This is a genomic window from Halalkalicoccus sp. CGA53 (assembly GCF_036429475.1).
In the GTDB taxonomy this organism is placed as follows: Archaea; Halobacteriota; Halobacteria; order Halobacteriales; family Halalkalicoccaceae; genus Natronorarus; species Natronorarus salvus.
In genome coordinates this window covers 129796-143145 of record NZ_CP144124.1, presented here as the reverse complement: position 1 = coordinate 143145, position 13350 = coordinate 129796, and the positions used below count along the sequence as shown (strand labels likewise).

Below are 13350 nucleotides of genomic sequence, written 5' to 3'. Positions count from 1 at the left end.
ATCACTCGAGTGTGACCGGCTTCATCGCTTGCTTCGTGAGATCCCCCATTCTTCTAATTTATTGACTAGAAGATTTAATTCGTCTTGGAAAAAAGCAGCATGGATTTCAGCCGCACTGGATTCATACAACATCTTACGTAATTCCGCTCTGTTTCGTCGCTCTATCTGCCGCCCAACATGCGCAACGGCTACAAACTTCGCATTGGGGAAATGGATCTCCGCAGCCCGGGCCTCTGAACCAAATTCTTTGAATCTTTTTTTGTAATCCCGAGGCTGTATCACCCGGACCTCACCAATCACTTCGTATGGCTCCGTATTTGGAACTACAAAGTCAGGTTCTCCAGGAAGTGAGTTTCCCTTAAAATTTGAAAAACCACAAGAATCAAGATATTCTCGTACATCTCGTTCATACCGTGCCCTGACGTGTCGTCTCTGATCATTCTCCCACATTTTCACGAACGTATAGAGTGGTGTCTCTAGATAGAGATTATCAGGTAAGAGGTCAACCATGGCATTGGCAAATATGATTGCTTCCTCCTCAGTGTAAAAGTCAGATTTTCGGGTACGAAATCGATTGAAATTCGCGACACCATAGAGACGTTCGAGTTCGCGATCAGGGACCCCCGCTATCTTTTGAAAGAACGGAATCATTGTATCCCGGTCAGCGTGGATCGCCTCTAAGTATGTATCCTGGTCAGCTTCTCCAAAGAAAATCATGTCTACCCCATTTTTTGTTCTTACTTCGAAATGCTCTCGGAGGGTTTGTTCTACATCCACTAACAAATGATCGAGGTCTGTGTACAATTCGGGTAACTCATCGAGATTCGGTTTCGGATACTCTACCATCAAAGACGGCAATTCATTCCTGGTTGAAATAGTCCAGCGATAGTGTTCTGCGGAATTCGCGACTTTCGCTTAAAAAGGTTTGTCAACGAGTTTTCTATTTGAATACATCGCAAAACTATTTTTACTATCATTACCGGCATATAGTATGTGTCCACCTCCGACCGTTCTCTTAGGATCTGAATTTCAGTCACTTCGTCAAGAAGCGTTCAACCGCGCTGAATCGCTCGCAGGAGTCCACCCCGAAAGCGTTCTCTATATCGATGACAATGCGAATCATCATCGAGAGATTACTGACGCGTGGGCGGAAGATCACCCACCTCTTCGCCTACACCTACTCACGTTCTCGAGCGTAATCCAGGAGTGCTACGAACGACGCTTCGGACCGGCAGATCTGCTCTCGATAAACAACCGTCGTCAGCTTATCGCACAGGCGCTCAGAGATATAGACGGTGAGGTCCCACTCGATGACCCCCATCTCCACCGCGAGTCGATCATGGAGCTGTTCAACGCCCTCGAAGCGGACGGATACAATACACCACTTACTATCCAATCACTCATCGATTCACAAGGAGTCTCCTCAGAAGCGTCTGAGACTGTCCTCACGGCGTATGAACGATACGCGACTCTCAGGACCGATCTGCTAACCGATGGGCTCTATACACTCGGTGGGGCCTATGAGCGTCTCCTCAGCGATGAGGTCGACATCGAGTCGTTGCTCAGCTCCGTTGATGTCGTTGTACTCTCGGGATTCTACGAACTGACCACTCTTCAGCGAGCGTTCATCGAGAAATTAGCCGGGTCATTGCCAATGGTCGTCATCCTCCCGGCAGTCGATACAGACGCATCAGTGGAAAGTGGGGCGAACGAAGCGATCAAAGACGCCCTCGAGTTCTATGAAACATTAGACGCAGAGTTCCACCAGCTAAAACGTGAACAACCGACGGCGCTCTCTGCGAGCGCCGGTGCGATGTATGATCCGAACGTCACAGGACGCATCGATCTCTCAGACGCATCGATCGAATGGCAGACTGCAGCCACTCCGGATCGAGAGATTAGACAGATAGCAGGGCAGATCCGCGCAAAGCTCGCGGACGGCGTTGATCCAACCGAAATCGTCGTTGCGATCCCGGGGTTGATCTCATACCGAGAGCATTTCCAAGATTACTTCGAAGCGGCGGATATCCCAACGGCACTCGTCGTTAACAAGCTCCTGTATCAGACCGCTGTCGGCCGGGCAGTACTGGATCTCCTCGAGCTATGTACCGGAGTACAGCGCTCAGACATCTTCACCCAGCTCCTGGCGAATCCCTTCGTTACACTTACCCACGGGCTTGGTACATCCGAGGCCGAACTCTCACGACGTGCTCGCTTACTACCAACGACCGATGTCGAGGTCTTTCTCAGTGAACTCGACGCCGATACGAAAGCGGTGCTCGACGACTTTCTCGATGCGTGTTCAGAGGTAAGTTCACTCCCCGGGACCGATGGCGCTCAGACGTTCGAGACCCTCATCGACCGTCTCGGAATCGAAGACGCACTCGCGGACCTCGAATCCGAGCAGAACGTATACGATGCCCAGATGGAACATCGATCGTTCGGGCAGATCCAGCAGGTACTCGACTCCACTGCGTACGTTTGTGAGCTTACGGACGTCGATGATCCGGTGGAACTGATCGATGAAGAGCTACAGACACTCCGGATTCCACCGCCACGACAACCGACTCGCGGGGTCGTCAGCATCATCGGGCTTGAAGACGCATATCTGAGCTCGTACTCTCATCTCTATCTGGCGGGACTTACGGAAGCTGATTTCCCAATCCGGCCGGATCGCCCGATTTACTTCCAAACGCTGGTTGACGAACTCTCTTCACTGTCGTTCAGTCAGCCACGTCTCGAAGCGCGGTATCAGTTTGCGACGCTGGTATCGAGTGCTGACTCGGTCGTTCTCTCGACACCGAAGGCCACCTTCACTGACGAACCGCTCCTCGAATCATCGATTCTCGATGAGCTCTGTCGCGTAAGCACCCTCGAAGCGACCGAACCCCAGCAATCGATCTGCACTCGAGAGGATCTTCAGCGAGCGGTCAACCAGCTCGGTTCACCGACTGAGATGCATGCGGCTGTCGATGCTGCGATCGAACGTGCAGACTTCACCGCTGATTGTGGTAAGTGGCTACAGGCGGGCACCGACTGTACTGCGAACCGAGCTTCTGCGGGTCTTACAGAACACGACGCACAGATCGACCCTGAACGGATCGAGTCGCTATATCCAACAGCAATACGAGAGCCCTACAGCCCTACCCGTCTGAAAAAATACGCTCAGTGTGGGTTCAAGTTCTATCTGAATCAGGTACTCGATTTCGACGAACCGGAGGAGTACAACCTCGAACCGGATGCGTTGGAACTCGGATCATTGCTTCACGATATCCTCGAGCGGTTCTTTACCGAGCTTCAATCCGAACAAGGAGAACCCGTCGACCTCCGAGCGCATTCGATCTCCGAGTTGGAGTCAAAATTAGCGAGCGCTGCCTTCGTCGAGATAGACGACGCTTCGCTCCCCTACAACGATCAGTTCTACCGCCAGTGGCTCGAACAGCTACTCGCTGGCTTAGCGACCCCCGAGGAGAATCCATACTACGGCGAGAATCGAGCTCATGGCGGCGATGATCGGGGGCTCTTGATTCGATTTCTCGAAGAAGAGTATGAGAACCGGTCGGATACCCCAATGCTGTTTGAGGCCTCACTCGGTGTGGGTGCCGATGAGGAACACCTGGCTCTTGAGACACCGAGTGGTGATTCGATCACCGTTCGTGGGGTTATCGACCGAGCTGGCGTGAAAGCTGATGATGATGGCGCTCCGGAAGGGATCGTCTATGACTACAAAACTGGGAATCCAAAGGTGAAAAACACTCTCGATGGAATCGAGTTCCAGCTCCCGCTGTACGCGGCGGCCGCGAAACCGGCACTCGAGAAGCACTATGGGAACTCAATAAAAACGGTCGACAGCGGGTTCTATCAAATAAAGCCTCCGGCGACGCTTTCGAGTACCCGATCCTGGACGCTTAGAAAGTACTTCGATCGTACCGATGAGCCAGAAGTGGAGTTCGAACGGTTTCACAACGAGGTGATTCCTGAGCGACTCGGTACGATTGCAGCGGCAATCGGAGACGGCGTCTTTCACACGACGATAGTTGACGAACAAACCGCGGGCTGTCGGTACTGTGATTTCAGTGAGATTTGTGATGTTCGACCGCATCGTCGTCGAGACGTTGTTGAGACGATCACTGAGACAGAGAACACAGTGTACGTTCCCGAGCAAGCGGAGAATCGTTCGTATCTAAAGTCCCTCGGAGGTGATGCCGATGAGTGAACGAACCGATCTCGATGACGAGTTCGAATCTGGCTCGAACTCTGAGTCCGACTCCGGTTCTGATTATGGGGAAAAAAGAGAGACTGAAAGCGAAGATGAATCCGAATCAGCGGGATTCGAGCTTACCGAAGAGCAGAAGACTGCGTTAGAACTCGATAGAAATCTCGCGATTACCGCTGGTGCTGGAACAGGAAAGACGACGACGCTCACTCAGCGCTATCTCCGGATTCTCGAAGAACGTCCGGATACGAGTCCATCAGAGATAATCACGATCACATTTACGGAGGACGCAACAACCGATCTTCGACGAAAGATCCGGGAAGCAATAGCTGAGAAGCTCGACACAGCTGGACCGAGTGAGTATCAGACCTGGCGAGAGTACAAAGACGATCTCGAAGACGCGTATATCCACACGATACACGCATTCTGTGCCAGGCTCCTCCGCGAGCATATCACCGATGTCCCGGTCAAACCGGACTTCGATACCCTCGATGAAACGGATGCAGATCTTCTCAGCCGTGAGGTCGTTCGACGTACTGTTGAGCACTTACTCGACTCGGATGGTCCAGATATCGAGCGATTGGCACGGCTCTGGAAGCGAAGCCAACTCGAAGACATACTCGTATCGCTCATTGATGAACGCCCGGTAAGCGTTCACTGGCTCGATCGGTGGGAAGACAGCACTGAAGAAGAGTATCTCGAGTATATTTGGGAGCGCTTTCACCCGGTTACACCAGAGAGAGCAAAAACAGTATTCGAGGATCCACGTATTGACGCTGCGTTCACGTCGCTCCGAGAGCTCGCTCGTGTAGGTCCGGATGTAGACGATGGAGATGCAGGTTGGGAGCGAGCGAAACGCCTGCTCGACATCGAGACATCGTATGCACCGTTTGAAGAACAGACTGCAATACTCGAAAAACAATGGGCGCTGAACGATCTTGCTGATGCATTAACGACGAGTGACGGCGAGGTATACGGCCAAGACTACCGGTACTTCGGAGCGAAATCTCGATGGAACGAAGAGAGCGAGCGCCAGCAACTCGAAGACTCGGTATCCGTCATACTCAATCATCTCGACCCGGCATCCATAGACTACCTCGAGGACGCAGCAATCGAACGCAACAGCGCTCCGTATGTTCTTGCGCTCGCTCGTGTCTTTCGAACGGTCTTCACCGCCTACGAAGAAGAGAAAGCAGAGCGAAATGCCCTCGACTATCACGATCTCATCGAGATCACTGTTCGATTCCTTCGGACGAATTCTACGGTACGATCAGAGCTTCGTGGTCGATTCACCTTCGCAATGGTCGATGAGATGCAGGATACCGATCTGCTTCAATGGGAGTTGATCCGCCTTCTCGCAACACCGGATGGTGAGTCATTCGATCCAGAAGCGCTCAACGTCTTCCTCGTTGGCGATGAGAAACAGAGTATCTACTCGTTCCGCGGGGCGGATGTGACGACGTTTGCGACGGCTCGCGAGGAGTTACTCGGCTCATCGGACGTCGACACAGAGCTCAGTAGCAACTTCCGAACGGTCTCCCCAACGCTTGAGTTCCTCAACGGGCTGTTCGAGCACGTGTTCTCTCCAGAGGGGGAGGAGTACGAACCGTTCGAAGCGAAACCACAACCGCTGACAGAGGCACGGATCGATGGCTCCGAGATCGACGGGACTGTCGAGTATCTCGTTGTCCCCGATGACGATATCGAGGCACTGCACGAACCAGGCTACTTAGAGAGTGCACCACAGTTCGAGGATTCGGGTGAACGACAGGCGCATGCAATCGCTGCCAGGCTCACTCGGCTCTTCGATAAGCCACCGATGGTGTATGACGAAGAGACTAAACAATCCCGACCGGCAGAACCACGAGACGTAGCGATCTTACTCCGCACTCGAAATCGATTAAAGGCCTATGAACGAGCACTCGATACGTTCGATATCCCCTACGTGACGATCTCCGGAACCGGCTTCTACGATACACCGGAGATCACTGCTCTGATTAATCTCCTCCGAGTTCTTGAAAACCCCCACGACGAGATCGCACTGTATGGCATTCTTCGATCTCCCCTATTCGGGTTCACTGACGAGACGCTTGCCGAGTTGTTTATCGAACCGGCGGGAAGCGAATCGGAGTTAGATGAGTCGGATACCGAGCGAACGGACCCGGAGAAACGTACACTCTGGAGTGCGCTTGAAACTGCTGATGGAGAGCTACGAAAAGCATACGAACTGCTCTGTGAGTGGCGGATTTGTGCTGCAACAAGCGGTACTCCCTCCGAAACGAGCACGCTCCCCTGGGGACGACTTCTCTCTCTGGTGATCGACGAGACAGGATATCTCGCTGCGATCGGTGCTGATGAACGCCCACGACAGGCGGCAGTGAACGTTAATCGGTTCCGAGAACAACTCCGCTCCTGGGAGGAGGGAGGTGTGAAGACCGCCTCACAGCTTCTCACGCTTATCGAACGTCGGCTTGAAGTCGACAGCCATGCCGGCGAAGCAACCATTCCTGAGGACTCCGACGGGGTTGAGATCCGTACGGTCCACTCCTCGAAGGGACTTCAGTTTCCGATCGTAGTCGTCCCTGATCTCGACCAACAGTTTAATCAGCGTCGTGCTATCGACGGCAACGGCCAGGTCTACTTTAATTCAGTTTCCCCTGACCAAAGCGACGTCTCCGAACCGCTCGTCGGGATCAAAGCGCCTGATCCAAGTGATCCGTACAAGAAATCCGACACCATCGCTCGACGAGCGGTCAAACGAGAAGCCGATCGACGAGAGCGTGCAGAGTACCGACGAACGCTCTATGTCGCATTGACGCGTGTCCGAGACCACCTCATTTTCAGCGGAGTGAGCGAGCTCGAATTCGGCGAGGATAGGAGAATTCAGTTCGAGACGTTTGATGAGTCCTCGGAAGCGAAATGCTGGCAAGCGTGGGTTCAGCCGGTGGTCTGTCCATCGGAAAGCGAGATTCTCACGTCACTACCGGACACGTACGCGACTGAGCTGACGCTCGATGGCGCTCGGTACACGGTTCGTCTTCCACCGCGACCGGTAGCAGAGTGGCGTGCTATCGACACTGAGGATACGAAAGCCTCCCCAATGATTGAGGTCCCTGTTCCACCGGCGTACGAAACGCCGAGGATTCTCTCTGCGACTCAGTACTGTAAGCACGTAGCAGCGGACGCCTCTGACGACATATTCGCACACGAACCCGCAAAAGAGAGTGCGGCTACCTCAGCAGGTGAACCTACCCAGACCGATTACGACGGGCTTTCACCGACTACGTTCGGAACGATCGTACACCGACTGTGTGAGCGTCGCCCCCCAAGATCGGACCGGAGAGATCGGGTTTATCAGTTGAGCGAAGGAGCAGGCGAGAAACCCACCGAATCAGATATCGAGCAGATCCTCGAGCAGACAACACGAGCGATTGAACATGTAGACACATACCATGCGTCAGACTCAGTTCTGTCTACGCATGATGAGCTATCCGTTAGAGCACAGTTTGAAGCTCATGAGATCGTCGGTGATATTGATCACTTGATCGTCACCCCAGAGAGCTACCACATCATCGATTACAAGACGAACAGTCTCTCTCAGCGAACGAGTTCTGAGTTAGCTCGGTACTACTGGCCCCAGTTAGAAGCATACGCTGTTGCTTTGAATCAGAACGATCCCTCAAAAGATGTGAAGTTGTCACTCTATTTCACCGAAGAGAGTACAGCCGAAACTCGAGTGGTCCCTGCAGCAGAACTCCACACGCTCCGAACAGAAATCGAAACGACGCTCACGCAGCTCTTAGGAACGCGCTGATACTCGTGAGAATTTCAGAGGACGCCGACGGCATCACTGTGTTTCAGGTATGAGATCCACGTGTCGAAAAGTCACACGAAGACGTTCTCCGGCATCAGTTCTGAGTTGGTAACTATACGAATCAAGCTCACGACCCGTTTCCCGATCGAGATCATCACAGAACACCCGGTGGACGGTACACACCAGATCGTCATACCGCGTATCAGGATCATCTATGTCGAGGTAGACCCGCACCCGATCACCCTCTGAGTACGGTTCCGAAGCAGGCTGCGGAATCTCCTCCATACACCGACTATGAGGGTCCGTCAGTTGAACGTACTGGCTACTACGAACCGCTCTTGATCAAACCGACCGACCGGATCAACTACAGAGATGCGCCGCTATTTGACGAACTCGCTTGGAATCGACCGGACGATTGTGGTTAAAGTGCAACTACTCTCGGACCGACCCAAAGCGGGATGGCTGGGGGACCATCCCACTCAATCGCTCCTATCCCGCAACCGAACAGCGCTTTCACTGCCGGCGGGGGTAGGATAACACGCTTTACGCGTCCTCCGGTTCCTTCGTGTCGAATATTTCGGGCGAGAGGCGCCGTTCGTCCATCGACTTTCGCATCTTGGACACTACCGACGAGGAGGTCGATCGCGTCGACTGTTTCCGGTTCCAATGAACTGACCCACCACCATCGAGTCCACACGAATCGATTGCGGGGGTAATGGTCGCCACCACACTATCGCCTGTATGCGTCCGAAGCCGTGCTGTTCCGATGTACGAGATCTTCACCAGGTAATTCGCTATCTTTTGCTGTAGTAATTTGGTGATCGGTCCGCTCTGTCTATTACGACCACTTTCACCAACATTCCTCGCAGGTATAACAGATCTTGATCTTCGCTCCCTCGTCCTTGTCGTACGCCGAAACTTCGTCGCTTTCACCACAGAGCGGGCATGTTTCGTCCTCGACTTTGTAGCTGAAGTACATCGGTTACTACCTCTATCTGAGTGGTCCGCGCAACGTTTGAATGCGTCGTCGCCGAGAACGGCATCAAGGGTGTGAGGAGACGCTATCCTCAGAGCTACGATGTTCAAAGGTTACGCAAATTGCTGTGTTGAATTGGGGTACAGCGACAGGATAGGTCGCAAGACTTGTTGAAGGGAAGTCGAGCAAGAGCGATATGGGAGAGGTCGATCTCCTCGACTTCATGAGGAATTGTAAGCGGCTAGCTAAACAAGCGTTGGGGAATGACGCGGGCGAGTCCGCCAAAGGGGGACTCGCCCGCTGGAAACATGTCGTTATTCACTGCTATCGCCTCGAAGAGGGCTACAGCTACCGCGAAACCGAGAATCGTCTCCGGTGTTTCGGCGAACTCCGTGAAATCCTCGAACTTCCGCCCGATGATGTTCCTAACTACAGCACCATCTACAAGTCGTTCGATAGGTTCGATATGACGGTCTGGCGGGCGTTGCTTCGCGTTTCAGCGGAGCAACACCCACACTCCGGCCACGTTGCCCTCGACAGTACGTTCTTCGAACGCGGATACGCGTCGAAGTACTACCTCCAACGGTCGGATCGGGACATACAGAAGCTGAAAGTGACGACACTCACCGATACGGAATCGCTCGCTGTCTTGGACGTTCAGTGTTCGATCCACTGGAAGCATGACGTAAAGACTGGCCCGCAGGTCGTCCGCCGGAATGCGGACGACCTGCTGTCGGTCGCCGCCGACAAAGCGTTCCACAGCTGGATCAACAGGTTCGAATTCTACACGCTTGATGTCGATCCGCTTGTTCTCAGCCAGGGATCGACGCCGGAGATAGCCGGTCACAACGCGCTGATCCGGGACGCTGGGTACTCGCAGCGGTGGATGGCCGAGACATCGTACTCGTCAGTCAAGCGCTCGCTCGGCGCTGCCGTGCGAGCGCACTTCTGGTATCGAGAGTTCCGTGAGATCGTTCTGAAGTTTGCCGTCTCGAACATCGAACAGCTCTGTGAACCACTCTAATCACCGCGCCGTATGGCAATTCAACACAGCAACGCAAATCACTCTAATAGAGGTAGGATTATATAAATCGCTCTTGGGAAGCAGATTGTTGGTAGCGATACCGACGCTCTTTCAGCGGCCGGAGAATCACCCTCTCGCTCGGGAACGACCTCGATCTTACCCATCTACTGCTGTTCCTCATGAACTTGAAAACCGCAAGATAGCTCACCACCACCAATGTCCGTCACGAGAGCGTGTGAAGGACTCCGTGGAGATCTATCCCTAGTTCAGCTCAGCTGCGACCGAAACTGCCTCAAACGTCTCTAATGGTCCTCGTTCTGAGAGCCGTTGAAGGAGGTCATCGATTCGCCTTTCCGTTGGTTCGATACCCGCTCGCTTCAGCAGCTGTTTCGCTCCGGACCGCCCTGTACCGTCGCCGAAGAGCAGACGCCGTTCGGCACCCAACCGGTCAGGCGGAAATGGTTCGAAGAGTGCTGGCTTCTCTAACATGGCGGCGGTGTGAATACCGGATTCGTGTTCGTAAACTTCGGTCCCCAGGATGGGCTTTCTTGGATCGATCGGTTCTCCCAATACCTCGAGAACGTCCGTACAAACCGGGACGAGTTGCTTTTCGTCGAGACCATAGTTCCCTTCGTCTCCCAAAACCCCGATTGCCACCACCTCTTCGAGCGCCGGATTTCCAGCTCGTTCACCGAGCGAGGCGACGCTAACGTCGGCCTTGCCGACACCGAGCCGGTGTGCTGTCATTGTGTTCGCTGTAGCGACGCCTAAATCGTCGTGGAAATGGACACCGACCCGTGAGAGATCAACAGAATTACTGAGTTCGCTTAGAGCCGTCTCAACCGAGGGTGGAGTCATGGCGCCTACGGTATCAGCGAGCGTAATATACTCGACGTCGGGAAACTGTTCGAATGCGTTGACGAGAACGTCGGAATCGGTTCTAAACGCATCTAAGAGCGAAACATGTACCCCTACATTCGCTGCGAGGGCCTGACCGACAGCCTCTGACATCGCTGTCATCATCTCTTCTCGTGATTTCTTGATCAAATGATCCAGTTGGAGGTTTGAAAGGGGTGCGAAGATTTCGATAATATCTGCCTCGGCGTCGAGTGCTGCCTCGACGTCGTTAGGAACAGCGCGGGCTAACCCGATAACCGACGCGTCAAGTGAGGAAGCGAGCGTTCTGATTACGTGTTGGTCTTTCTCGCCAGTAGCGGGAAACCCTGCTTGGATGAACGTCAGACCGAGTCGGTCGAGGTGGTTCGCAGCCGTGATTTTTTGATCGGCAGTGTATGACCGCCCAGGCATTTGATCGGCTTCGCGAAGTGTAACGTCGGAAAGCTTCATTGGTGCGCTGTCGTCTCGGCAACTCTCAGGTCTTTCGATGCACGAACCGACTCTCGACGAATCATCCAGTCTCGTGGAGTATCCAAAGATATCTGCAGGTGAAAATTCCATTCTCCTCATCTCACGTCAGATTACTCGAGATACGATTTGAGGAAAGGTCCAAGGAGAATGATCGCCGTCAGGAGCACTAGCAACCGGGAGGACCAGCTTCCGACGAAGATCATATACGATCCTCCCGAGAGATCGAGTGATCGAAGGAAATTCTCTTCAGCGATCGGCCCGAGTACGATGCCCAAAATGAATGCGACGATCGAGTAGTTATGTTGGAACATGTAGTAGCCGACAACACCGAAGACGGCCAGGGTCAGCACGTCGAACCAGTTGGTTCTGAGTGTAAACGCACCAGCGACAGCCAACACGAGAATAATTGGGATGATGATTTTCGTATTGATACGGGTGAAATACTCCATCTTGGTGATGAAGAGGGTCCCGACCGTGAGAATCACCACGTTCCCAAGAAAGAGCGCGACGAACACGCTATAGGTAAATTGGAGTTCGGTGGTGAACAGATCTGGTCCAGGAACCAGTCCGTGGATAAGCAAGCCACCGAGAAGAACAGCAGTTGCACCGCTTCCTGGGATGCCGAATGAGAGTAGAAAGTGCCAGAGAACGTGACGCTGCAAACGGAATTGAGATCGAGACCGATTTTCTAACGGGGAGTGTTTCGAGGGTGATCATCAAGTACGTCGACGAACACGATATCGATCATATTGTTATCGGCAGTCACGGCCGAACAGGGCTCAGCCGAATCCTGCTCGGAAGGGTCGCTGAAAAGGTTACTCGATGGTCACCAGTTCCCGTAACAGTTGTTCGATGATCGCGGAAGTTTAGAGCATTTGAACTGCAGAATGTTAGACAAAAGCCCATGGCTTTCGACATGAGGGGATCAATTTAATTTCTGTCGGGTCAGGACCTCGGCGGCTCCAACCCGGTATGAACGAACTTGCCCCCAGGGCGTATCGACGAGTTCGTATTCGCGGTTGCCGGCGACGATGTCATACAACGCATCAAGAAGCTCCTCGAAGATGGATAGTTCGTCACCAGCGAGTGGATCGTTGTGGCTAGTTGCTAAGACGTCGAACCGACCCTCCGATTTCAATGTCACAACCGCTTCTATCGATTCGATGTAGTCTGTAAGCGAAGAGTCCTTGAACAGGATGTAGAGGCCGCGATCGAACTGAAGAATGTCGCCCCCATACAACACCCCAGTCTTCTGATCTAACACGCCGAGGTGTCCGGGTGAGTGTCCTGGGAGCGGAAGGACTTCAAGTGACCGCGTTCCAAGGTCGATTTCCCGTTCCGGGGGAGTTGCTTTGGCGGTGAACGAATCGATCATGTAAGTATCAACGTCAAATTCTTCGGGGAATTCCCTGTTCGCGGCGCGCCAGTGGGAGACGAACTCCTCCGGCCGATTCGTGAACTCCTCGCTGATCGAATCGATACGAACTTGTCTATCTAAAGGAAGTTCATGAGGGTCTACGTAGACATCGTCGAACTGTACAGCGGCTCCGATATGGTCCCAGTGAGTGTGGGTGAGTACTACCTCAAGCGGCAAATCGACGAGGTCGGTTACGAGTGACCGCAGCCTACCGATACCCAGGCCGGTATCGATCACCACCGATCGTTCGGTTCCCTCAATCAGATACATTCGGTACTGATTTGCCTCAGTGATGAGGTAACTTCTCTCTGCGAGCCGCGTGACCTCGTACCAATCGTCGGTTCGATTCATTGATCGGATCTTGTATGAATGGCCAACGTGCTTCTTCAAGTTATCGCTCGTTTTAGCTCGTGATGACGGTCCGACTTACTGTGAGTGCGACAGCTTCGACGCGCTCGGCTGCCGACAGCCCCTCACTCCAGCTCGAGTTTGTCTCACCGCTCATGACTCCGTCTATACTCTCTTGACAGAAATA

Annotated in this window: 8 protein-coding genes and 1 pseudogene; 4 read left to right on the top strand and 5 right to left on the bottom strand. The window is 53.3% G+C overall.

Annotated elements, in window-relative coordinates; translation table 11 throughout:
- Nucleotides 1-21 precede the first annotated feature (21 nt).
- Entirely contained in the window at nt 22-846 is an 825-nt protein-coding gene (locus V2L32_RS00675) for a hypothetical protein (RefSeq protein WP_331232208.1), read from the bottom strand.
- Between the two features lie 145 nt (nt 847-991).
- On the opposite strand from V2L32_RS00675, the gene V2L32_RS00670 reads away from it, so the two are divergent.
- Entirely contained in the window at nt 992-4216 is a 3225-nt protein-coding gene (locus V2L32_RS00670; RefSeq protein WP_331232425.1) for a PD-(D/E)XK nuclease family protein, read from the top strand.
- A complete protein-coding gene (locus V2L32_RS00665; protein WP_331232423.1) occupies nt 4209-8030 on the top strand; it encodes a UvrD-helicase domain-containing protein in 3822 nt (1273 codons plus the stop codon). Before V2L32_RS00670 ends, V2L32_RS00665 begins: the two co-directional genes overlap by 8 nt.
- Before the next feature lie 33 nt (nt 8031-8063).
- Here V2L32_RS00665 and V2L32_RS00660 read toward each other — a convergent pair whose 3' ends face one another.
- A complete protein-coding gene (locus V2L32_RS00660) occupies nt 8064-8315 on the bottom strand; it encodes a hypothetical protein (RefSeq protein WP_331232422.1) in 252 nt (83 codons plus the stop codon).
- An 887-nt stretch (nt 8316-9202) separates the two neighbouring features.
- Between V2L32_RS00660 and V2L32_RS00655 the strand changes: the two genes are divergently transcribed.
- Nucleotides 9203-10030, top strand: coding sequence for a transposase (locus tag V2L32_RS00655; RefSeq protein ID WP_331232421.1), 828 nt, complete (start codon nt 9203-9205; stop codon nt 10028-10030).
- Nucleotides 10031-10291: 261 nt separating this feature from the next.
- On the opposite strand, the gene V2L32_RS00650 is transcribed toward V2L32_RS00655, so the two are convergent.
- The gene (locus tag V2L32_RS00650; protein ID WP_331232420.1) at nt 10292-11377 is read right to left on the bottom strand and encodes a LeuA family protein; all 1086 of its coding nucleotides are present in this window, start codon (nt 11375-11377) and stop codon (nt 10292-10294) included.
- 131 nt (nt 11378-11508) lie between these two features.
- Nucleotides 11509-11979 (bottom strand): tripartite tricarboxylate transporter permease, encoded by a 471-nt coding sequence (locus V2L32_RS00645; protein WP_331232419.1) that lies wholly within the window; start codon nt 11977-11979, stop codon nt 11509-11511.
- A gap of 50 nt (nt 11980-12029) precedes the next feature.
- Here V2L32_RS00645 and V2L32_RS00640 point away from each other — a divergent pair.
- Nucleotides 12030-12254 (top strand): annotated as a pseudogene (locus V2L32_RS00640) (universal stress protein); the annotation flags it as partial.
- Between the two features lie 69 nt (nt 12255-12323).
- Here the strand turns inward: V2L32_RS00640 and V2L32_RS00635 are convergent.
- Nucleotides 12324-13166 (bottom strand): MBL fold metallo-hydrolase, encoded by an 843-nt coding sequence (locus V2L32_RS00635; protein ID WP_331232418.1) that lies wholly within the window; start codon nt 13164-13166, stop codon nt 12324-12326.
- Nucleotides 13167-13350: the final 184 nt, after the last annotated feature.